The 20,930-nt window shown below is 67.7% G+C and carries 22 protein-coding genes; 12 read left to right on the top strand and 10 right to left on the bottom strand.

Translation table 11 applies throughout. From position 1 onward, the window contains the following. Nucleotides 1-3: 3 nt before the first annotated feature. The gene (locus tag ACLQ3J_RS13715; RefSeq protein WP_169622758.1) at nucleotides 4-1,110 is read right to left on the bottom strand and encodes a LacI family DNA-binding transcriptional regulator; all 1,107 of its coding nucleotides are present in this window, start codon (nucleotides 1,108-1,110) and stop codon (nucleotides 4-6) included. A 155-nt stretch (nucleotides 1,111-1,265) separates the two neighbouring features. Between ACLQ3J_RS13715 and ACLQ3J_RS13710 the strand changes: the two genes are divergently transcribed. The 8 genes from ACLQ3J_RS13710 (at nucleotide 1,266) to ACLQ3J_RS13675 (ending at nucleotide 8,761) form a co-directional block, all read left to right on the top strand. Next, nucleotides 1,266-2,291 (top strand): metal ABC transporter solute-binding protein, Zn/Mn family, encoded by a 1,026-nt coding sequence (locus ACLQ3J_RS13710; protein WP_425903604.1) that lies wholly within the window; start codon nucleotides 1,266-1,268, stop codon nucleotides 2,289-2,291. Between the two features lie 26 nt (nucleotides 2,292-2,317). After that, nucleotides 2,318-3,184: a metal ABC transporter ATP-binding protein gene (locus ACLQ3J_RS13705; protein WP_169622760.1), complete on the top strand. Its 867-nt coding sequence runs from the start codon at nucleotides 2,318-2,320 to the stop codon at nucleotides 3,182-3,184. Then, nucleotides 3,181-4,077 (top strand): metal ABC transporter permease, encoded by an 897-nt coding sequence (locus ACLQ3J_RS13700; RefSeq protein WP_169622761.1) that lies wholly within the window; start codon nucleotides 3,181-3,183, stop codon nucleotides 4,075-4,077. Before ACLQ3J_RS13705 ends, ACLQ3J_RS13700 begins: the two co-directional genes overlap by 4 nt. A 25-nt stretch (nucleotides 4,078-4,102) precedes the next feature. Then, on the top strand, nucleotides 4,103-4,675 hold the full coding sequence (locus tag ACLQ3J_RS13695; protein WP_296551620.1) for a TetR/AcrR family transcriptional regulator: 573 nt from the start codon (nucleotides 4,103-4,105) through the stop codon (nucleotides 4,673-4,675). Nucleotides 4,676-4,767: 92 nt separating this feature from the next. Then, complete coding sequence (locus ACLQ3J_RS13690) at nucleotides 4,768-6,366, top strand: GMC oxidoreductase (protein ID WP_296551622.1); 1,599 nt, start codon at nucleotides 4,768-4,770, stop codon at nucleotides 6,364-6,366. A gap of 74 nt (nucleotides 6,367-6,440) precedes the next feature. Then, nucleotides 6,441-7,199, top strand: a complete 759-nt coding sequence (locus tag ACLQ3J_RS13685) for a LamB/YcsF family protein (protein WP_169622764.1) — start codon at nucleotides 6,441-6,443, stop codon at nucleotides 7,197-7,199. 10 nt (nucleotides 7,200-7,209) lie between these two features. Next, nucleotides 7,210-7,872, top strand: a complete 663-nt coding sequence (locus tag ACLQ3J_RS13680) for a 5-oxoprolinase subunit B family protein (RefSeq protein WP_378528949.1) — start codon at nucleotides 7,210-7,212, stop codon at nucleotides 7,870-7,872. After that, complete coding sequence (locus ACLQ3J_RS13675) at nucleotides 7,865-8,761, top strand: biotin-dependent carboxyltransferase family protein (RefSeq protein WP_169622766.1); 897 nt, start codon at nucleotides 7,865-7,867, stop codon at nucleotides 8,759-8,761. Before ACLQ3J_RS13680 ends, ACLQ3J_RS13675 begins: the two co-directional genes overlap by 8 nt. A gap of 29 nt (nucleotides 8,762-8,790) precedes the next feature. On the opposite strand, the gene ACLQ3J_RS13670 is transcribed toward ACLQ3J_RS13675, so the two are convergent. Together ACLQ3J_RS13670 and ACLQ3J_RS13665 are read right to left on the bottom strand one after the other, a co-directional pair. Beyond that, on the bottom strand, nucleotides 8,791-9,477 hold the full coding sequence (locus ACLQ3J_RS13670) for an ABC transporter ATP-binding protein (RefSeq protein ID WP_425903598.1): 687 nt from the start codon (nucleotides 9,475-9,477) through the stop codon (nucleotides 8,791-8,793). After that, on the bottom strand, nucleotides 9,474-10,604 hold the full coding sequence (locus ACLQ3J_RS13665; protein WP_206037361.1) for an ABC transporter permease: 1,131 nt from the start codon (nucleotides 10,602-10,604) through the stop codon (nucleotides 9,474-9,476). The genes ACLQ3J_RS13670 and ACLQ3J_RS13665 overlap by 4 nt, the downstream gene beginning before the upstream one ends. 361 nt (nucleotides 10,605-10,965) lie before the next feature. Between ACLQ3J_RS13665 and ACLQ3J_RS13660 the strand changes: the two genes are divergently transcribed. Then, nucleotides 10,966-11,634, top strand: a complete 669-nt coding sequence (locus ACLQ3J_RS13660; protein ID WP_169622768.1) for a TetR/AcrR family transcriptional regulator — start codon at nucleotides 10,966-10,968, stop codon at nucleotides 11,632-11,634. Between the two features lie 13 nt (nucleotides 11,635-11,647). On the opposite strand, the gene ACLQ3J_RS13655 is transcribed toward ACLQ3J_RS13660, so the two are convergent. Then, entirely contained in the window at nucleotides 11,648-12,691 is a 1,044-nt protein-coding gene (locus ACLQ3J_RS13655) for an alpha/beta hydrolase (protein WP_169622769.1), read from the bottom strand. Nucleotides 12,692-12,701: 10 nt separating this feature from the next. Then, nucleotides 12,702-13,244 carry a hypothetical protein gene (locus tag ACLQ3J_RS13650; protein WP_240952728.1) on the bottom strand — a complete coding sequence of 181 codons (543 nt, stop codon included), beginning with the start codon at nucleotides 13,242-13,244 and terminating at the stop codon, nucleotides 12,702-12,704. A gap of 191 nt (nucleotides 13,245-13,435) precedes the next feature. Here ACLQ3J_RS13650 and ACLQ3J_RS13645 point away from each other — a divergent pair, with 191 nt between their 5' ends. Beyond that, entirely contained in the window at nucleotides 13,436-14,398 is a 963-nt protein-coding gene (locus tag ACLQ3J_RS13645; protein WP_169622770.1) for a lipase family alpha/beta hydrolase, read from the top strand. Nucleotides 14,399-14,452: 54 nt separating this feature from the next. Here the strand turns inward: ACLQ3J_RS13645 and rlmB are convergent, their stop codons facing one another. From rlmB to ACLQ3J_RS13620, 5 genes are read right to left on the bottom strand one after another with little or no spacing between them, the layout of a single operon-like run. Next, nucleotides 14,453-15,421 (bottom strand): 23S rRNA (guanosine(2251)-2'-O)-methyltransferase RlmB, encoded by a 969-nt coding sequence (gene rlmB, locus ACLQ3J_RS13640; protein ID WP_169622771.1) that lies wholly within the window; start codon nucleotides 15,419-15,421, stop codon nucleotides 14,453-14,455. Next, nucleotides 15,421-16,815: a cysteine--tRNA ligase gene (cysS, locus tag ACLQ3J_RS13635; RefSeq protein ID WP_169653260.1), complete on the bottom strand. Its 1,395-nt coding sequence runs from the start codon at nucleotides 16,813-16,815 to the stop codon at nucleotides 15,421-15,423. The genes rlmB and cysS overlap by 1 nt, the downstream gene beginning before the upstream one ends. A gap of 11 nt (nucleotides 16,816-16,826) precedes the next feature. Continuing rightward, nucleotides 16,827-17,303, bottom strand: coding sequence for a 2-C-methyl-D-erythritol 2,4-cyclodiphosphate synthase (gene ispF, locus ACLQ3J_RS13630; protein ID WP_169622773.1), 477 nt, complete (start codon nucleotides 17,301-17,303; stop codon nucleotides 16,827-16,829). 6 nt (nucleotides 17,304-17,309) lie between these two features. Next, nucleotides 17,310-18,017 carry a 2-C-methyl-D-erythritol 4-phosphate cytidylyltransferase gene (gene ispD / locus ACLQ3J_RS13625; RefSeq protein WP_169622774.1) on the bottom strand — a complete coding sequence of 236 codons (708 nt, stop codon included), beginning with the start codon at nucleotides 18,015-18,017 and terminating at the stop codon, nucleotides 17,310-17,312. Between the two features lie 35 nt (nucleotides 18,018-18,052). Further along, nucleotides 18,053-18,541: a CarD family transcriptional regulator gene (locus ACLQ3J_RS13620; RefSeq protein ID WP_072702544.1), complete on the bottom strand. Its 489-nt coding sequence runs from the start codon at nucleotides 18,539-18,541 to the stop codon at nucleotides 18,053-18,055. 275 nt (nucleotides 18,542-18,816) lie between these two features. Between ACLQ3J_RS13620 and ACLQ3J_RS13615 the strand changes: the two genes are divergently transcribed. Next, nucleotides 18,817-19,431, top strand: a complete 615-nt coding sequence (locus ACLQ3J_RS13615; RefSeq protein WP_169622775.1) for a hypothetical protein — start codon at nucleotides 18,817-18,819, stop codon at nucleotides 19,429-19,431. An 83-nt stretch (nucleotides 19,432-19,514) separates the two neighbouring features. After that, a complete protein-coding gene (radA, locus tag ACLQ3J_RS13610; RefSeq protein WP_169622776.1) occupies nucleotides 19,515-20,906 on the top strand; it encodes a DNA repair protein RadA in 1,392 nt (463 codons plus the stop codon). Nucleotides 20,907-20,930: the final 24 nt, after the last annotated feature.

The following is a 20,930-nucleotide window of genomic DNA, read 5'->3' as shown; positions in this document are numbered from 1 at the left end:
CGGTTATTCGGCGTACCACTCGCGCTCGACGGCGCCGGAGGTCTTGCCGAACCAGAGCTGGGTATCGAGCGTCTCCAGCACCGGAACGCCGGAATGCGCCGGGGCGGCGAGCAGTAGCTCGCCGGCCCGGCGCCCCTTGTCCTTCTGGGGCTGACGCACCGTGGTGAGTCCTTCGCGCAGCGCTTCGTCGATTCCGTCGAAGCCGGTGATCGACAGATGGCCCGGCACATCGAGTCCCGTCTGGTCGGCCCACGCCAGGGCGCCGAGCGCGAGAACGTCGGTCGTGCACATCAGTGCGGTGATCCGGGGATTGACGCTCATGATCTGCGCCGCACCCGACAACCCGTTTTCCGAGGTGTGTGTGTAGCGCTCGACGACAGTGAGCGAGGCCGGGTCCAGCCCGCCCGCCCGCATCGCGTCCTGCACTCCGAGGATGCGCTCGCGCTGCACGTGGAATCCGCTGCTGTCGAGGGTCGACAGATCGACGACACCGTCGTGGCGCTCGCGCCCGAGTCGCATGGACACGATGCCGATGTGCCGGTGGCCGAGTCCGATGAGATGTGCGGCGAGATCCCGCATCGCGCCCCGGTCGTCGATGCCCACGACAGGGGTGTGCTCGAAACCGCGCGGCTGGTCACAGGCGACGATCGGCAGATTCCGTTCGAGCACCGCAGCCAGGTACGGATCTTCGGGCGGTACGGAGTAGACGACGAACCCGTCCACCGACGACCGGTGCACGACCTGCGCGGCTTCGGTGTCGGCGCGTCCGGGACCGGCGGGGATGAGCAGCAGACCTTGTCCGGCTGCCTCGCAGGCCTCCGACAGCCCGGACAGAAATCGCATGGCGGCGGGGTCCCGGAACGAGTAGCTCAGCGCCTCGGTGAGAAGGACGCCCACAGCACCGGCCTTGCGGGTGCGCAGGGACCGCGCCATCGGATCCGGGCCGGCGTACCCACGGCGCTTGGCCACATCGAGCACACGCTGGCGTAGCTCCGCGGACAGCTGATCGGGCCGGTTGTACGCGTTCGACACCGTGGTGCGGGAGATCTTCAGTTCGGCAGCGATCGAGGCCAGCGTCGCCTGTCGGCGGGGCTGACGGGACCTGGGCATGAGGGGACCGTAGTCCTGTGGGTCTCGTCACGGCGACGCGGGGACGGCGTAATTCGCCTTCCCGACCCGCTAAAGTGGAACGGTAACGATTACCAATAACGATTGGGCGTGCCTCCGGGGCCGTTCGTCGACTCTCGATTCAGGAGAAGACCACAGTGCGTTTGTCCTCCCGTACCGCGCTCGCGGCCGCCGCCGTGGCTTGCGTGACCACCTTGGCCGCGTGCGGGTCCGCCACCACCGGATCCGATGACGAGGACACCCTGCGCGTAGTCGCCTCCACCAACGTGTGGGGCTCCGTCGCCCAGGCCGTGGCCGGCGACCGTATCGAGGTCGAGTCCCTCATCACCGAACCGTCGGCCGACCCGCATTCCTACGAGGCGAGCCCGCTCGACGCCGCGGCGATCAGCGACGCGTCGCTCGTCGTCTACAACGGTGGTGGATACGACCGGTTCGTCGAGGACATCCTCGAGTCCGGTAGCGGCGACCCCGCGACCGTCGAGGCGTTCGCGCTCTTCGAATCCGGCGAAGGATCCGATCTGCACGCCGGCCACGACCACGAGGACACCCACGACACCCACGACACCCACGACGCCGGTACCGACGACACAGCGGGCAGCACGGGTCACTCGCACGACGGGCACGACCACAGCGGCGTCAACGAGCACGTCTGGTACGACCTCGCGACCGCCGATGCGGTCGCGCACGCCGTCGCCGATCGCCTTGCGGAACTCGATCCGGAGGGTGCCGCCACTTACGAAGCCAATGCCGCGGCGTTCCACGACAATCTGCACGCCGTCGCCGATCGCGTGGCCTCGATCGCCGAAGCGCATCCCGACGCACCGATCGCGCAGACCGAATCCATCGCGACCTATCTGGTGACCGCGGCCGGACTCCGCGACGAGGTACCCGCAGACTTCGCGAATGCGATCGAGAACGGCACCGACCCGTCGCCCGCCGCCATCGCGGCCACCCGGCAATTGCTCCTCGACAAGCAGGTCCGCGCACTGCTGTACAACCCGCAGACCGAGGACAAGGTGAGCCGTGAGATGCGCGCGGCAGCAGAGGCGTCGGGTATTCCTGTCGTCGAAGTTTCCGAAACCCTGCCCGACGGTGTCGACTACATTCAGTGGCAGACCAGGACAGCCGAGGCGCTCGCTTCCGCACTCGACACCGAATCCTGACCACCCGCTCGAGAACACGGACTCCGGTGAATTCTTCGACACCCGACCGCGCCCACGCGGTCGAACTCCGCGGCGCGCGGCTGGCATTCGGCGATCGTGTGCTCTGGGACGATCTCGATCTCACCATCGAACCGGGTGAGTTCGTGGCCGTCCTCGGACCGAACGGGGCGGGCAAGACCTCCCTGCTGAAAGTCCTCCTCGGCCAGTTGCCGCTCAGCGGCGGAACCGCGACCATCGCGGGATCACCGGTGCGTGCCGGTAATTCGCATCTGGGCTACGTGCCGCAGCAGAAGACCCTCGACGAGGGTGTCCCCCTGCGCGGGCGCGACCTGGTGGGTCTCGGCGTAGACGGTCACCGCTGGGGCACCGGGATCCGTTTCTGGAAGCAGCGGAAAGTCGCGGTGGACGCGGCACTCGCCCAGGTAGGAGCCGAGGCATACGCCGGGGCTCCCATCGGCGCCCTGTCGGGAGGCGAGCAACAACGTCTGCGTATCGCGCAGGCGCTGGTCGGCGATCCCCACGTCCTGCTGTGCGACGAGCCGTTGCTCAGCCTCGACCTCGCCAACCAGCACCTCGTCTCGTCGCTCATCGACCGGCGCCGTCGCGATCACAACACTGCCGTCCTGTTCGTCACGCACGAAATCAATCCGATCCTCCCTCTCGTCGATCGCGTGCTCTATCTCGTGGACGGTCAGTTCCGCATCGGGACGCCCTCCGAAGTCATGACCTCGGAGGTTCTTTCGGAGCTCTACCGCACCGACGTGGAGGTCCTCGAGGTGCGTGGGCGCCTCGTCGTCATCGGTACCGGGGACGCCATCGACGCGCTCGGCAGCGCCGGCGGTCTGCGTCCCGGCGAGGGCGTTCACCATCACGAACACGAGGACGACGCATGAGCAGCAAGTTCACCGACGCCATGGGACGGTTGTTCGACTTCGACACCACCGCCGACCTCCTGCAGTACGACTTCGTCCAGCAGGCCCTCGTCGCCGGTGCCATCCTCGGTCTCCTCGCCGGGATCATCGGCCCGTTGATCATCAGCCGGCAGATGGCGTTCTCGGTCCACGGCACCTCCGAGTTGTCCCTGACCGGTGCGGCCGCCGCACTGCTCCTCGGCGTCTCCGTCGGGCTCGGTGCCGTGGTGGGCGCGGTGATCGCCGCGATCCTGTTCGGCATCCTGGGAACCCGCGCGCGCGAACGAGACTCCGTGATCGGTGTGGTCATGGCGTTCGGCCTCGGACTGGCCGTGCTGTTGCTCTGGGCGTACGACGGCCGCACCGGCGCGGCGTTCTCACTGCTGACCGGTCAGATCGTGGCGCCGGGAGGAACGGGCATCACTCTGCTCGCGACGTGCGCGGTCGTAGTCATCGGCACCCTGATCTTCATCTACCGTCCGCTGCTGTTCGCGAGCACCGACCCCGAAGTCGCCGCCGCGCGAGGCGTGCCGGTCCGGGCGCTGTCGATCGTCTTCGCCGTGCTCGTCGGAGTCACCGCGGCCCTCGGCGTGCAGATCGTCGGCGCCCTGCTCGTGATGGCGCTGCTCATCACACCGGCCGCTGCCGCCTCCCGAGTCGTGAGCGGACCACTCGCCGCAACCGTGCTGTCGGTGATCTTCGCGGAGATCGCCGCGGTGGGAGGAATCCTCCTCGCGCTCGCGCCCGGAGTCCCCGTGTCCAGCTTCATCACGACCATCGCGTTCGTCATCTACCTGGTGTGCCGGATTGTCGGGTCCTCGCGCAGGCGGCGGGGCGTCGGCCGCACTCCGTCCGCGAGCACCGTCCGGCACTGACGAACCGGTAGCGGACAATCGTCCGATGCGGTCCCGTAACAAGATTCTGCACGCCACCGTCGAACTGATCGGGGAGGTCGGCTTCGAAGGCGTGACCATCGCCGGCGCGGCACACGCTGCCGGGGTGTCCCGGCAGACCGTGTACTCGATCTTCGGGTCCCGGGAAGAACTTGTGTCCCAGGCCGTCGCGGGAGTGGCGGTGGAGGCACTCGCGGGGATCCACACGCGTCTCCGACATATCGCAACCCCCGCCGACTACGTCGTCGAACTCATCGTCGCGAGCCGGACCGTCGTGCGCGACAACGCCATCCTGGCCGCGTTGCTGCGCTCCGAACGAGAGAACCCGGTGTTCGACAACGGCATGGTCGCGCGGGCAAAGCCGGTCGCGCGCACCCTGTTCGCGCCGCTCGTTACCCGGCACCCCGAGGTGGAATCACAACTCGAGGACATCATCGAGATCTCGCTCTTTCTGGGGTTGTCCGTAGTGCTGTTCGACGACGAGGCGGTGCACTCCGACGACGAACTCAGACGCTTCCTGACCCGGTGGCTCGGGCCGGCGCTGTCACATACCCGGCCCGAAGCAGGACCGGGATCTTGACACTATGGCCCCAGAGTGTCTAGTTTTGCGACGCCTCCGGGGCCGGCTGTCCGAAGACCCCCGAGGCCGACGCAACCATCCGGGGGGATCACTTGCCGCACGTCACACGCCGGGCTTTTTTCGCCGGAGCCGCAGTCGCCGGATTGTCGCTCGCAGGCGCTGGGGTCGCCCCGGCCGCACCGGGCATCGCAGCGCGCGTGAACAGGGTCCCTCTCACGCGGGAAGAACACCGCGTCGTCGTCGTCGGATCCGGGTTCGGAGGTGGCGTGACGGCGCTACGGCTCGCACAGGCCGGCGTGCGCGTCACAGTCCTCGAACGCGGAATACGGTGGCCCACCGGACCGAATTCGACGACCTTTCCGCGAATCGACGCACCCGACAAGCGGATTCTGTGGCACCGGTCGAATCCCGAACTGTTCGGCCGCACGCATGTGTTCGAGCCGTACACCGGTCTCGTCGAGGCGGTCGCCGGTGAGAACATGACTGCCCTGTGCGCAGCCGGCGTCGGGGGCGGGTCGCTCCTGTATCAGGGGATGTCGTTGCAGCCCAGCGAGTCCGTGTTCGAAGCGAACCTCCCGAACGAACTCGACTGGGCCACCCTGGACCGCGTGCACTATCCGCGAGTCGCGCGCATGCTGAAGCTTGCCGTCGCACCCGACGAACTGGTGGCGAGCCCTCACTACAAGACCTCCCGGATCTTCGCCGAGCGCGTCACACGAGCGGGCCTACCGCTCGACAAGATCCCGATGCCGATCGACTGGGACTACGCACTGGCCGAACTTCGCGGCGAGATGCGGCCGTCGTATACCGACGGGTCCGGCGCACTGGGTGTCAACAACGGTGGCAAGCATTCGGTCGATGTCACCTACATCGCCGCAGCAGAGCAGACCGGCCTGGTGACGGTGGAGACGCTCCACGAGGTAACCGACGTCGCGCGCGCCGCCGACGGGCGATGGACCGTGCACGTCGACCGGATCGACACCACCGGCGCGGTGGTCGAGAACAAGATCCTCACCACCGACGCCCTCGTACTGTCCGCGGGCAGTCTCAACACGACCCGCCTTCTCGTGCGCGCATCGGCGCACGGCCGGATCACCGACATGCCCGACGAACTCGGCGGCGGGTGGGGGTCGAACGCGGACCGCATCTACCTCTGGACCAGTCTGGAAGACAGCTTCGGCGCAGTGCAGGGCGGCCCGGTCGTGTACGGCAGCAAGAACTGGGACGACCCGAACAACGCGTTCACCGTCATCCAGGCGTCCATCCCCTCCGCGTACGGACTCGACACCCGCAGCACGGTCATGGTCGGTTTCGGCGTCAGCGCGGGCCGAGGACATTTCGTCTACGACTCCGGCCGCGACGATGCGATTCTGCGGTGGCCCACAGACGGCGACGCAGCCATCCAGAACGATCACATCGATCCTGCCGCCCGCAAGATCGCCGGGCCGAACGACATCCTGACGGACACGAACACCGTTGTCCCGTCCACCTGGCACCCCCTCGGCGGAGCGAGTATGGGAACCGTCTGCGATCTCGACGGGCGGGTGCTCGGGCAGCGCGGCCTGTATGTACTCGACGGGGCACTCATGCCCGGCAACACGGCGGCCTGCAACCCGTCGATGACGATCGCCGCAGTTGTCGAGCGAGCCCTCGACGACATCGTCGCGCGCGACGTGGGCGTCGTCTTCTGACAGCACTTCCGCTCGAAAGAGCATCGCGGGAGAGCGCGGGCCGGTTGCGGCCCCACCGGCCCTAGACTTGTCTCGTGCCTCGCATCGACCTCAACAGCGACCTCGGTGAAAGCTACGGCCAGTGGCGGCTCGGCGACGACGAGACGATGCTCGGACTCGTCTCGAGCGCGAACATCGCCTGCGGGTTCCATGCGGGCGACCCCTCGACGTTGCTCGACACCTGCCGGGCCGCCGCAGAACGCGACGTGCGGATCGGCGCGCAGGTGGGATATCAGGATCTCGCCGGCTTCGGCCGGAGGTTCATCGATGTGACGCCGGCCGAACTCACCGCCGAAGTGATCTACCAGATCGGCGCTCTGGAGGGACTCGCGCGGGTTGCGGGTTCGTCCGTCAGTTACGTCAAACCGCACGGCGCGCTGTACAACGCGGTGGTGCACCATCGCGAGCAGGCTCGTGCGGTGGTCGCTGCGGTGTGCGCGTACGACGACTCGCTGCCGGTTCTCGGCCTGCCGGGGTCGGTGCTTCTCGACGAGGCCGAACGCGCGGGACTGCCGGTGGTCAGCGAGGCGTTCGCCGATCGCGCGTACACACCCGAGGGCACACTCGTCTCCCGGCACGAACCCGATGCGATCCTCCACGACCCGGACACGGTGGCGCGACGCGTGCTGCGCATGGTGACGGAAGGTGTGGTGACGGCACTCGACGGCAGTGACGTGCCCGTCACCGCTCGGTCGGTGTGCATTCACGGCGACTCCCCCGGCGCCACCGCGATGGCAATTGCCGTACGTGCTCTGCTCGACGCCGAGAGCATCGGTATCGAAGCATTCGTGTGAGGGACGATCGATGAGGATCCTGCCGAACGGAGACGCCGCGCTGCTCGCCGAGTTCGCATCGCTCGACGACGTGCTCGCGCACTACCGGGCGCTCGACGCGGACCGGCCGCACGGCGTCGTCGACCTCGTTCCCGCCGCCCGTACGGTGCTGGTTCGCTTCGAACCCCGGGAGATTCGCGGTGACACCGTGCGCCGATGGATCGCCGAGACCCCACCTGTAGATGCGGACACCCTCGTCGCCGACGAGATCGTGATCGATGTCCGGTACGACGGCCCCGATCTCACGGAGGTCGGAGAGAGGACCGGACTGGGTGCGGACGGCGTGATCTCGGCACACACGGACCGGGCCTGGACCGTCGCCTTCGGCGGGTTCGCTCCCGGATTCGCGTACCTCACCGGAGGTGACGATCGTCTGCAGGTTCCCCGGCGCGAGTCGCCGCGTGTCGCGGTTCCGGCCGGAGCCGTGGGGCTGGCCGGCGAGTTCTCCGGGATCTACCCCCGGCAGTCACCGGGAGGATGGCAGCTGATCGGGACGACCGATGCCGAACTGTGGCAACCGGATCGGATCCCTGCTGCGTTGCTCCGGCCCGGTGTCCGCGTCCGGTTCCGGCCGGTGCGGCGTCCGCTGGTGACAGAGTCGTCGGCGCCCGACATCCGACGCACGGATGGGTGACGGCGCCGTGCGCGAGACTGGGGCGGTGGCGTGGTTCGAGGTTGTCTCCCCCGGCGTTCTCACGACAGTCCAGGATCGCGGTCGCCCCGGCCACGGCGGAACCGGACTGACCACGTCCGGCGCTGCCGACCGGACGGCGCACGATGCGGCGAACCGGTTGGTGGGCAACCACCCCGGCGCCGCCACCCTCGAGGTCACGGCCGGCGGGCTCGTCGTGCGGAGCGTCGGCGCGATGATCGTGGCGGTGACCGGGGCGCGTGCCGAGGTCACCGTGAACGAGCGGCCACGGGGTGACTGGTCGCGGATTCACCTGAGCAACGACGATGTGCTGGCGATCCGGCCACCGTCGATCGGACTGCGGTCCTACCTGGCTGTCCGCGGAGGCATCGATGTTCCCGAGGTGCTCGGGAGCCGGGCCACCGACACGCTGTCGAACACCGGTCCCGCGCCCGTTCGGGCAGGTGATCGTCTACCGGTGGGCGCACTCGCCGACGCCCTGCCTGTCGAAGAACAGTTCCCCCCGCCCGCCGACCTGGGCGATCCGGTGGAACTGGGGGTGCGCCTCGGCCCGCGCGACGACTGGTTCACGCCGGCCTCCGTGCGCGCCCTGCTGCGGGAACGCTGGACGGTGACGCCCCGGCTCGACCGGATCGGCATCAGGCTGCGGGGCACCGGACCGCTCCACCGGTCGCGGCGAGCCGAACTTCCGAGCGAGGGAATGGTTCCCGGAGCACTACAGGTACCCCCCGAGGGGCATCCGGTGCTGTTCCTCGCCGACCATCCCGTCACGGGTGGATACCCGGTGATCGCAGTGGTGGCACGCGCCGATCTTCCCCTCGCAGCACAGTTGCGGCCGGGCCACCGGGTGCGGTTCTCCGTCACCCGGTAGCCCGGCCGCATGCTGTGTCGTCTGCGACGTCACTCGGAGAGAGGCGACAGCCTGCCGTCGATCATTTCCAGTACGCGATCGCAGTGCACGAGCACGTCGTGGTCGTGCGTGACCATGATCGTGGCGACCCCGGCACTATGGGTCTCGTCCGCCAGAAGCTGCACGACGTCGTGGCTCCGAGCACGGTCCAGCGCCGCGGTGGGCTCGTCGACGAGCAACACGGCGGGTTCGGTGACCAGGGCGCGAGCGATACCCACGCGCTGACGTTCGCCACCGGACAGCTGGCCCGGACGCTTGTTCGCGCGGTGGGTCATGCCGACGGATTCGAGGAGCTCGTGGGGGTCACGCCCGGGCCGTCCCGTGATCGTCGACATCAATCGCAGCTGGTCGAGCGCGGTCAGTGCCGGCAGCAGATTCGAGGACTGGAACACGAACCCGATTTGATTGCGGCGGATTTCGGCGAGCTGACGACGCGGTGTGGCGGTCAGGTCTACGTCCCGCAGCACAACCGTGCCGGTGGTGGGATGAATCAGTCCTCCGGCCACGGCCAGGAGACTGGATTTGCCCGCGCCGGACGGACCGACGATCGCGACCAGTTCGCCGGGGGCAACTTCGAGGCTCACGTCGTCGAGTGCGGTGACGGTGCTGTCGCCGTCGCCGAACTGCAGGCCGACATTCCGCAGGCTCAGGCCCGTGGTGGTGGTGAGGGCGCTCATCGATTCTCTCCCAGTGCCGTCAGGGGGTTGATACGGGTGATTCGCACGATCGCGAGTCCGGCCCCGATGAGGCCGAGCACGATCAGCAACAGTGCGCCTTGCAGAATCGGGCCCGTTTGGAGCGAGAACGGCATGCCCGTTCCTTCGAGTCCGGAGCCGAGGCCGAGGCCGACGAGGACACCGAAGGCGACGGACACGACGAGAATCAGGGCTGCCTGGATGATGCTGTCGCGCATCAGATATCCGGTGGACGCACCCATCGCGCGGAGGACCGCGAGTTCACGCAGCCGCTGGACGGTCCAGATGCTGAAGAACGCACCGACGACCAGTGCCGAAATCGCGTAGAGGAACGCGATGATCATGGACATCGTCATCGTCTCCGCGGAGTAACCCGGGGAGGAGTCGAACGACTCCTCGACGGTCTTGCTCGCAGTGCCTGCTGCGGCGTCACCGGCGGCCAGGTCGGGAAGGGAGCCGTCCGTTCCCTGGATCGCGACGACACTCGCCTCCGTGTACGCCCGCGGTTCGGTGGCGGCGCCTTCGAGCGTGCCCGCGTTGATTTCCTGCCAGGTTGCCAGCGGCACGTACGCGATGTCGACGTGGCCGAAGGTGCGCTTGTCCTCCGTGAACCCGACGACGGTCATTTCCGTCCCGAGCCGGTCGACCGTCACGGTGTCGCCGACAGCGACACCTTCGTCACGAGCGGTCTCGCTGAGGATGATGTCTCTCGGCCCGCTCAGCTGTGTGCCTTCGCCTGCGGTGGGCTCGAGGAAGGAGCCCGGCACAATGCCGAAGAGTGTCAGGTCGATCGCCATGCCGCCGCCGGTGTGCGCGTTGACGATGGCGTTGCCCATCAGCTCGGCGTGCTCGACGCCGGGCTGGGCAGCCCATGCCGCCGCCTGCTCTTCGGTGACGACGGACCGCGAGAATGCGGAGTCCGTCTTCGTGCCCTCCTGGAAGGCGAACGCCTGGGCGGGCGTCCGCTGAAGGCCCGAGACTCCGTCGTCGACGAGTCCGGAGGACAGGCCCGAGAGGATGACCATCAGAACCGAGATCAGGGCGATGACGGATGCCATCAGCAGAACACGTGTACGCGCGAACACCAGTTCACGCACTGCAAGAAACATAGGGGCTCCTGGAAAGGATCGCTCAGGCGAAGGCACCTGGGATGAGGTAGGCGGGCACGGGACTCACTTCTCCGATTTCAACAGAGGATGAGTTGCATTACCACTAAGGTTTACCTACGACAATGGGTAGTTTCCCGACCTCGAAACGCGCCAGAAACCGCCCTCTACCTGCGCTTATCACTGATCTTGCCGGCGGCCGGCCAGGCCTGAAATTTGATGACGACATGTCGTCAACATCATGGTTCGAGACGCGCTCGGGCCCCCCGAAGGCATCCGAGCCGACGCACTTTCGGCGCGCTCGATCCGCCGGGGTGTACCCTTCGATCGGTCACAAGTCCCCGATCCGATCCCGGAGCAATACGTGCCTATCCTGAACGCCGGGCACACCGTGGCCGAGCACAAATCCGCCACTCGCACTCGCATCCTCAGCGCTTTCGCCGAGGTGCTGGCCCGCGAGGGATGGGACGGCGCATCGGTCAAAGCCGTCGCCGCGCAAGCCGGCCTGACCCGCACGGTGATCTACAACTACTACGCCGACAAATCCGAGATGCTCCTCGCGTGGTCCGCCCATGAAATCGAGCGGTTTCTCGATCTGCTCACGCGCAAGCTCGCCGGGATGGACGATCCCCGCGACATGCTCGAGACCGTCGTCGAGCTGGTTCTCCTCGAATTCGCCGGGCCCCACCCCGTGACACCGCCCGTGATGAGCCTGATCCCGAATGCGACCAAGCTGGAGTTCACCTCGCAACTCAACGAACTCGAGGACGTGGTCTACCGGATCCTCGTCGAGGGCGAGAAGTCGGGAGTGTTCCGGCTGATCGACGCACGGTCCGCGAGCCGGTGCATCCTGGGCTGCCTGGACCCCCACCGCCAGGTGCTGGCCGACGGCGGGCCGGTCGACGAGGTGATCTCGATGGTGGTTCCGTTCGTGATGGGGGCCGTGGGCGCCCTCGACCGTGACCCGCACGCCGAACCCGGCTGTGCGGCGATCTGCGACGCGGGCGAGGAGAACCTGTCGTCCGAGTCCTGATCGGAGACGGCTCTCAGGCGTCCGATCGAGCCTGGGAACCGGGTTCCCCCGAGATCTCCGGATTCGTGACACGCCGTACGAACTCGATCGTCTGAGCGAGGGCGCGGCGTGCGGGAGGCGAGACGCCGGGCAGGCTGAGGTACCCGTGGACCGCGTTCTCGTACTCCGTCAGGGTCACGTCGCCGCCCTTCTCGCGCAGCGCATCCGCATAGAACACGCCGTTGTCGCGCAGCGGATCGTGCCCGGCGACCTGGATGAGCGCAGGAATCGTGGCGCCGGCGAGACTGCCGCGCAACGGTGCCGCCGTGGGCGCGTACGGATCTGCGCCGTCGAGGTACAAGCGGACGAACGCGCGCATACCGCGGGAGGTCAGGACGGGCGCATCGGCGTGCTCGCGCTCGGAGGGAAATACCTCTTCCATCTCGGTGCCCGGATAGACGAGCACCTGTCCGACCAGTGCGGAGAGGCCGGACTGCGCGGCGAGATCCGCGACGACCGCGGCGAGATTGCCGCCGGCACTGTCCCCGGCCACCACCACCCTCGTCCCGTCCACGCCGAGTTCGGCAGCATGCTCGACCACCCACAGCAGAGACGACCAGCAGTCGAATACCGCCGCAGGGTACGGGTTTTCGGGCGCAAGCCGGTAATCGACAGACACGACGACGCACGGAGACTCCGCAGCCATGTGGCTCGCCCACCACTCGTCCTGCTCGGGCTCACCGAGCACCCAGCCTCCGCCGTGGAAGAGCACTACGGCAGGGAGAGGACCGGGCGCCGAACCCGACGGCCGGTAGATGCGCAGGCGCAACGTAACAGACTCGGTGGCGGATTCGAGTCCGGCGATCTCGGCGGGCTGCAACTCGACCGTGCGGTCGACGATGTGCGCGGCGCGGTGTGGCCGGCCGGCGACCCATCGCCCGACGCGCGAGGACAACAGCTTCGTCCGGCGTGCGCGTCGCGCGGGGACCGCCTCGGGCGGTTCGTCCGCGATGGACGCGCCGGTGAGGCCCTCCACGAGGGCGAACAGCTTGGTACGGAACGGGAGCGGAGCGGCCACGGCCGCAACACTAGAGGACCGCGGTCGCTTCCGGAACGGTGGCGCGCTCCGAGCGGTGGAGCGCACTGAGGCACAGACCTTGCACGGGACGGGTGGCCTCGGACCGGAAACGGCCGCCTACCTGCGCGACACTCTGGACGACGTTGTCACGCACCGTGATCCATTCCTCTTCTCCCGAACTCGACTGAACCGAGACGACGCCGTCGACGACATGGTCGAACGTGAAGTGCGACAACACCTCCGGGAACCGGTCGCGGCGTCCCCTCAGCACCCGCCGCATACGGGCACGCGGCGACAGGAACGAATCGATCAGATAGGCGAGCCATTCGGCGTGCCGGAAGAAGTGCTCGTCGCCGTCCCACACCAGAGCCGATCCGTCGTCCGTGGGAGTCCACTGGCACCACGACATCGGACGACCCCGCGTCGGCAGACCGTCCCGTCCCGCATTGTGCGGCCCGCTCGCGGGACCGGCGAAGGCGCGAAGGAACTCGATCTCACCGGCGTTCAGAGGCGGTGAAACCTCGAACCGACCGTCGAATCGAGCGCTGTACATACGGTGCCTCCCCACGTCGACTGTTGTGCTTCTTTACCCCGTCCGGCGGGCTTCCACACCGATCCGAGGCAGACAATCCGGCCAATCGAGACATCACCCTCGTCACAAATGTGAATCTCTGTTAACTTTCTCGCGACATCGGTGGCGGAGACAGAGGTGGCGACGTGTTGCGTCGGATAACGGCAGCAGTCATGGGTACAGCGATCGTGGCAGCGGGCACGATCATGGGAAGCGGCGTCGCATCCGCCGAAGACACTGGGGCTCAGCAGTACCCGCTCGCGCCGACATTTCTCGACGGCATCGGAATGGAACTCGCGAACCCGGGAGGGTCGGCGCCCGGCTCCAACGACTGGTCGTGTGAGCCCTCCGACGAGCACCCCGACCCGGTGATCCTCGTACACGGAACAGCCGCTAATCGACAGGACAACTGGGCCTACCTGTCACCACTGCTTGCAAACGAGGGCTACTGCGTCTTCGCGCTCACATACGGCAACTATCCCGACCTGCCGTGGCCGCTGAACGCATTCGGCGGCCTGAAACCCATGGAACAGAGCGCCGCCGAGTTGTCGGTGTTCGTCGACGAGGTGCTGGAGGCGACCGGGGCCGAGAAAGTCGCCCTCGTCGGCCATTCGCAAGGCACCCTCATGCCCACGTACTACCTCAACCGTCTCGGCGGCAACACCAAGGTCCGGGACCACATCTCCCTCGCGCCGCTGTGGGACGGCAGCCACGCGTTCCTGCTCGAAGCCACCTTCTCGTTGTTCGGCCAGGCCGGTCTGCGTGACGAACTCGAACAACTCGTCGCGACCGTGGGCTGCGGGGCATGCCCGCAGGTGCTCGCCGGCTCCCAGTGGTTCCGGGATCTGCACGCCGACGGCGTCTACGCGCCCGAGGTCCGGTACACCAACATCATCACGCGATACGACGAACTGGTGCTTCCGCACACCAGCGGCTACCGGGAAGCCGGCAACGCCACGAACTTCGTGCTGCAGGACCACTGCGAGGCGGACTGGGCCGAACACGTCGCCATCGTCAACGACCCCGTGGCGGCAGCGGTCGTCCTCAACGCCCTCGACCCGGACAACCCGCGCCCGGTGCCGTGCGTATCGGTGCCGCCGTTCACGGGATGGTCACCCACCGCACCCTCGCCGTAGAAACGACCGCGACCGCCGTGGTAGCGGCGGTCGCGGTGTCGAAGCCGGGTGACGCTACGCGCGGCGCTGCCGGGCGATGTCGGCGAGCACGACGCCCGCAGCCACCGACGCGTTGAGCGATTCCACATCGCCTGCCATCGGGATCGACAACACGGCGTCACAGGTTTCGCGGACCAGACGCGACAAGCCCTTACCCTCGGAGCCGACCACCACGACCACCGGATCGGTGCCGTCGAACTCGTCGAGCGTGGTGTCTCCGCCGGCGTCGAGACCGACGACACGCACACCCTGCGCCTGCCAGTCCTTGAGCGTGCGGGTCAGGTTGGTGGCGCGCGCGACGGGCAGTCGTGCTGCCGCGCCCGCACTGGTCCGCCATGCCACGGCGGTCACCGACGCCGAACGCCGCTGCGGGATGACCACGCCGTGTCCGCCGAACGCCGCGACCGAGCGGATGACGGCACCGAGGTTGCGCGGATCCGAGATGTTGTCGAGCGCGACCAGCAGCGGCCGCTCATGGAGTTCTTTCGCGCGGGTGATCAGGTCGTCGGGATGCACGTACCGATACGGCGGCACCTGGAGACCCACGCCCTGGTGCATTCCGTTGGTGGACAGCCGGTCGAGTTCCGCGCGCGACACCTCGAGGATCGAGATGCCCATGTCGGCGGCCCGCTGCACGGCTTCCTTGAGTCGCTCGTCCGCTTCGGCTCCGACCGCGACGTACAGAGCGGTCGCGGGAACCTCGGCACGCAGGCATTCGACGACGGGGTTGCGGCCCAGCACCATCTCCGGCCCGTCCTCGGGCTTGCGGCCCGCCGGACGCCGACCGCCACCACGGGAGGTATCGGTCGCCTTCGCGGCAGCACGGGATCGCCGTGCGGCGGCGTGGTACGGACGATCCTCGGCCTTGGGTGTCGCACCGCGCGGTTCCAGACCACGACGGCGCTGACCGCCGGAGCCGACGACCTGCCCCTTCTTGGTTCCGCCCTTACGAATTGCGCCGCGGCGCTGGGAATTGCCTGCCATCACTGTCCTGCTTTCAGAGACCACTCGGGTCCGTTCGGCGTATCGGTCACTTCGATACCTGCCGCTGTCAACCGGTCGCGCACCTCGTCGGCGATCGCCCAGTTCTTGTCTGCTCGCGCATTCTGCCTGCGGACGAGATCCGCGGAGACGAGCACGTCGAGCGCTTCCAGAGCCGCCGATCGGTCGGCGGTGGAGTCACTCCAGTGTGCATCGAGTGGGTCCACTCCGAGAATTCCGAGCATCGCGCGCACCTGCGACGCGATCCGGACGGCCTCATCGAGATCACCGTTGTCGAGTGCCTTGTTGCCCTCGCTGCGCCGGCCGTGGATCTCGGCGAGCGCCTTGGGCACACCGAGATCGTCGTCGAGTGCCTGCGCGAATTCGTCCGTCCACGTACCGACCGGAACCTCGCCCGCACGATCGCGGGTCTTGAGCACGAACGATTCGAGACCCCGGTAGGCGGCGGCCGCTTCCTGGAGCGCTGCCTCGGAGTACTCGAGCATCGAACGGTAGTGCGCACTGCCGAGGTAGTACCGCAATTCCTGGGGCCGGACCTTGGTGAGCACGTTCGGGACCGAGAGCACGTTGCCGAGCGACTTGGACATCTTCTCGCCGCCCATGGTCACCCAGCCGTTGTGCAGCCAGTACCGGGCGAAGCCGTCGCCTGCCGCCCGAGCCTGAGCGATTTCGTTCTCGTGGTGGGGAAAGACAAGATCCATTCCGCCGCAATGAATGTCGAAGGTGCCACCGAGATAGAACGTAGCCATCGCAGAGCATTCGAGGTGCCATCCGGGACGGCCGCGCCCCCACGGAGTGGGCCACGAGGGCTCACCCGGCTTCGCCGCCTTCCACAGAGTGAAGTCGCGAGGGTCGCGCTTGCCGAGCCCGGCGCTCTCACCCTGGTGCACGTCGTCGAGCTTGTGCCCGGACAGCGACCCGTACTCGGGATAGCTCTTCACGTCGAAGTAGACGTTGCCGTCGGAGGGGTACGCATGGCCCGCCGCGATGAGTCGTTCCATGAGGTCGACCATCTGCGTGACGTGCCCGGTGGCGCGTGGCTCGATAGACGGCGGAAGGACACCGAGCGCGTCGTAGGCCCGGTTGAACGCGCGCTCGAAGGTCGCCGCCCATTCCCACCACGGACGGCCGGCTTCCGCGGCCTTGCGGAGGATCTTGTCCTCGATGTCTGTGACGTTTCTCACAAACGCGACGTCGAGGCCCTGGGCTGTCAGCCACCTGCGGAGAACATCGAAGGCGACACCACTGCGCACATGGCCGATGTGGGGTTCGCCTTGAACGGTGGCACCACACAGGTACACCGAGGCATGGCCGGGGACGAGCGGCACGAATTCCCGCACATCCCGCGTTTCGGTGTCGTAAAGGCGCAAGGTCACGACCGTCGATCCTACCGGTCGTCGCTCTGCTGCAGGACGAGCGCGGTGGCGATCGCCGCCACACCCTCGCCTCGTCCGGTCAATCCCAGACCGTCCGTGGTCGTCGCAGACACCGACACGGGAGCGCCCAGGACGTCGGACAGCACGCGCTGCGCCTCGTCGCGTCGCGGCCCGATCTTCGGACGGTTACCCACCACCTGGACCGCCGCGTTGCCGATCGTCCATCCCGCCTCCGTCAGGAGCCTGCGCACCTCGGCGAGCATGGCCGCGCCCGATGCGCCCGCCATCTCCGGACGGTCGGTACCGAAGACTGTTCCCAGGTCGCCGAGACCGGCCGCGGACAGCAGCGCGTCGCACAGGGCGTGCGCGGCGACGTCACCGTCCGAGTGGCCCGAGCATCCGTCGGCGTCCTCGAACAGCAGTCCGGCCATCCAGCACGGCCGACCCGCCTCGACGGGATGCACGTCCGTTCCGATTCCGACACGCACGACGGTTCAGCGCTCCTCTGCGGTTCGAACCCCGGCCGTGAGCAGTGCTCGCGCAAGGACCAGGTCCAAGGGGGTAGTGATCTTGAAGGCGAGTGGATCGCCCGCGACGGTGTCGACTCGTTCCCCGAGCCGCTCGACGAGTCCGGCGTCGTCGGTGGCATCACCGACGTCGGTGTTCGCGCGGGCAAGGAGTGCGACGTCGAAACCCTGCGGTGTCTGTACCGCGCGCAGGGTCGCGCGGTCGGGTGTTCCGGTGACAGCGCCTTCGGCATCGACGCTCTTGATGGTGTCCGTAACGGGGAGCACCGGTATCACCGCGTCGCTTCCGCGTCGCAGTTCCGCGACCACCCGCGTGAACATCTCGGGCGGGGTGAGTACCCGGGCCGCATCGTGCACGAGCACGAATCGCGCGTCGCCCGCGCAGGCGAGCCCGGCACGCACCGAATCGGCGCGTTCGGCACCTCCTGCGACGACGAGCACCCGTTTCGAAAACGGGGGCCGTACCAGTTCGGCCGGCGGGGTCGCGGCAAGTTCCGGCGGCACGACGACAACCACGCGGTCGACCTCGCCGGAGTCGAGCATGGCTTCGACCGCTCGATCGAGCATGGTCCGGCCATCCAGTTCGACGAACGCCTTGGGCAGTTCTTCGCCCAGACGAACGCCGCGGCCGGCCGCCGGAATGATTCCGACGACCGGCCCGTTGCGATCGTTCACTTGCTGTGTTCGGGGTTCTTCACGCGGCTCGCCACTCAGGACGCGGCTGCGAGAACCTCGTCGAGCATGCTCGCGGCGCGGACGTCGTCCGTGCCCTCCGCGAGAGCGAGCTCGCCCACCAGGATCTGACGAGCCTTGGCAAGCATTCGCTTCTCACCTGCGGAAAGGCCGCGGTCCTGCTCCCGGCGCCACAGGTCGCGGACAACTTCCGCGACCTTGTTGACGTCGCCGGAGGCCAACTTCTCGAGGTTGGCCTTGTACCGCCGCGACCAGTTGGTCGGCTCTTCGGTGTGCGGCGCGCGCAACACCTGAAAAACCTTGTCGAGGCCCTCTTGTCCAACAACGTCGCGAACTCCGACGTACTCTGCGTTATCTGCAGGAACTCGCACTGTGAGGTCGCCCTGCGCGACTTTCAGAACCAGGTATTCCTTCTGCTCACCCTTGATGGTGCGCGTTTCGATAGCTTCGATCAGCGCCGCACCGTGGTGGGGGTATACGACGGTGTCTCCGACCTTGAAAATCATGTGTCCCGTGCCCCTTTCGATTCACCGAGTTTAACACGTGACTACCCCGTCCTCCCATCAACGGTGCAGGTCAGGGGCATCGATACGTGAGCGCAGGGGTTGACAGGCAGTCGGTTCCGTGCTTTATGTGACGTGTGTCACCCTTAGGGAGTGGGCATGTCCGGGCTTTCGGGGGCGACACCAAAAGTTACGAGTTCCGGCCCCGCCGTACACAGGTCGCTCGCTGACTACTACTCTGCCTAGTGGATTGCGAGCCTTACTCGATGGAGGAACCCGTGACTGCTCTCAAAGCGCCGACTCGGCGAGTCGTGACCGCCCTCGCCCTGGCGGCCGGAGCGACGCTCACGCTGTCGGCGTGCGGTGCCGGCCAGATCAGCCAGACCGCCATTCAGGTCGCGGCGATCAACGGCAACAACGCCGAGGTCGGATCGATCGCGCTGCGCAACGTGCACGTGATCTACCCGAACTCCGAGGAGTACAGCATCGAACCGGGTGGCACCGCACTGCTCGGTTTCACGGTCGTGAACCTCGATACCTACACCCCGGACGTCCTCACCGACATCTCCACCGAGTTCGCGTCGTCCGTGAATGCGGAAGAGATCGAGATCGCGCCCCAGTCGTCGGTGATCGCCGGTGAGTCCACCGAGACCGCCCGCCTCGACGAGTCGCCGCAGCCGGCGCAGACGCAGGAGACCCCGCCCGACGCGCCGAGCATCGCGACCGTCGAACTGGTCGGCCTGAACGAACTCGTCCGTCCGGGACTGACGGTTCCGGTGACCTTCTCCTTCGCCGAGGCCGGTGACATCACCGTCTCCGTGCCGATCGACGCGGGACCGATTACCCCGCGCGACGAGTCCGACATGTCGCCGATTGTCGGCGAGGCACACTAGCCGCACCCAGACTCCGAAAAGACCCCGGTCGAGCACTGCCGACCGGGGTCTTTTCTGTCGGGGCGGGCCACTATCCTCCGGCAGTGGTCAAAACCAAGTCGCTCTACCGCTGTTCCGACTGCGCGCACACCGTCGGGAAATGGGTCGGCCGATGCCCGGAATGCGGAACATGGGGGTCGATGGACGAGGCCCTTCCGCAACCCACGGCCGTCGCTGCGCGTGCCGGGACCACCCTCGCCCGCGCCGGCGCTGCCGCGGTGCTGCCGTCCACCCCGGCCACCCCGCTGTCCCGGATCGACGGAAAAGCCACCTACGCGAAGTCCACGGGTGTCGACGAACTCGACCGCGTCCTCGGCGGCGGAATAGTTCCCGGTTCGGTCGTGCTGCTCGCGGGAGAACCCGGCGTCGGCAAGTCGACGCTGCTCCTGGAAGTGGTCCATCGGTGGGCCCAGCGCGGCAGCGACGAGCGCGCGCTCTACGTCACCGGCGAGGAATCGGCGGGGCAGGTACGGCTGCGCGCCGACCGGACCGGGGCGGTGCACGACCGCGTGTACCTCGCGGCCGAGTCCGACCTCGCCACGATCTTCGGGCACGTCGAGCAGGTACGCCCCACGCTGCTGGTCGTCGACTCGGTACAGACGATGCTCGCCGCCGACGTCGACGGCGTCACCGGCGGCGTCACGCAGGTGCGCGCGGTGACGAGTGCCCTCACCACACTCGCCAAGTCCAGCGGTGTGCCCGTGCTCCTGATCGGCCACGTCACGAAGGACGGCGCCGTCGCCGGTCCCAGGTCCCTCGAGCACCTCGTCGACGTGGTGCTGCACTTCGAAGGCGACAAGCACTCGACGCTCCGAATGGTGCGCGGAGTGAAGAACCGATTCGGCGCCGCCGACGAAGTGGGCTGTTTCGAACTCACCGAGAGCGGCATCGTCGGCGTCAGCGATCCGTCCGGCCTGTTCCTCCAGCACCGCGACGAAGCGGTACCGGGCACGGCGGTCACCGTCACCATGGACGGGAAGCGGCCGCTGCTCGGCGAGGTGCAGGCGCTCGTGGTGCCCACCCACAACCCGTCGCCACGCCGCGCCGTGAGCGGACTCGACTCGGCCCGGGTGGCGATGGTGCTTGCCGTGCTGGAGCGTCGCTGCGGACTGGGCAAGCTCGGCAACTGCGACGTCTATGCCTCGACGGTGGGCGGCATGCGGATCACCGATCCGTCCGCCGACCTCGCGTTGGCTCTCGCGGTCGCGTCGGCCGTCCGGGATCAACCGGTGCCTGCCGGCACGGTGCTGCTCGGAGAAGTCGGCCTGGCAGGTGAAGTGCGCCGCGTCGCCGGTGCGGGTCGCCGGCTCGCCGAGGCGAACCGGCTGGGATTCACCCGCGGAGTGGTCCCGCGCGGCGTCGAAGGTGTCCCGAAGGGGATGAAAGCCACCGAGGTGACGAACGTCGGACAGGCATTGTCGACGCTGTCGCGCTGAGAACGGCAATCCTGTCGGGCGTCC

It is taken from the genome of Rhodococcus sp. DT1 (genome assembly GCF_049844875.1).
Classification (GTDB): Bacteria; Actinomycetota; Actinomycetes; order Mycobacteriales; family Mycobacteriaceae; genus Rhodococcus.
The sequence above is the reverse complement of the archived record's forward strand: the minus strand, read 5'-3'. Positions and strand labels throughout refer to the sequence as shown.

Excerpts from the sequence above, each read along its gene's own strand:
- ACLQ3J_RS13715 (WP_169622758.1), bottom strand. The coding sequence starts at position 1,110 with ATGCCCAGGTCCCGTCAGCCCCGCCGACAGGCGACGCTGGCCTCGATC.
- ACLQ3J_RS13700 (WP_169622761.1), top strand. The coding sequence starts at position 3,181 with ATGAGCAGCAAGTTCACCGACGCCATGGGACGGTTGTTCGACTTCGAC.
- ACLQ3J_RS13695 (WP_296551620.1), top strand. The coding sequence starts at position 4,103 with ATGCGGTCCCGTAACAAGATTCTGCACGCCACCGTCGAACTGATCGGG.
- ACLQ3J_RS13680 (WP_378528949.1), top strand. The coding sequence starts at position 7,210 with ATGAGGATCCTGCCGAACGGAGACGCCGCGCTGCTCGCCGAGTTCGCA.
- ACLQ3J_RS13675 (WP_169622766.1), top strand. The coding sequence starts at position 7,865 with ATGGGTGACGGCGCCGTGCGCGAGACTGGGGCGGTGGCGTGGTTCGAG.
- ACLQ3J_RS13670 (WP_425903598.1), bottom strand. The coding sequence starts at position 9,477 with ATGAGCGCCCTCACCACCACCACGGGCCTGAGCCTGCGGAATGTCGGC.
- ACLQ3J_RS13665 (WP_206037361.1), bottom strand. The coding sequence starts at position 10,604 with ATGTTTCTTGCAGTGCGTGAACTGGTGTTCGCGCGTACACGTGTTCTG.
- ACLQ3J_RS13650 (WP_240952728.1), bottom strand. The coding sequence starts at position 13,244 with ATGTACAGCGCTCGATTCGACGGTCGGTTCGAGGTTTCACCGCCTCTG.
- ACLQ3J_RS13645 (WP_169622770.1), top strand. The coding sequence starts at position 13,436 with ATGGGTACAGCGATCGTGGCAGCGGGCACGATCATGGGAAGCGGCGTC.
- rlmB (WP_169622771.1), bottom strand. The coding sequence starts at position 15,421 with ATGGCAGGCAATTCCCAGCGCCGCGGCGCAATTCGTAAGGGCGGAACC.
- ACLQ3J_RS13620 (WP_072702544.1), bottom strand. The coding sequence starts at position 18,541 with ATGATTTTCAAGGTCGGAGACACCGTCGTATACCCCCACCACGGTGCG.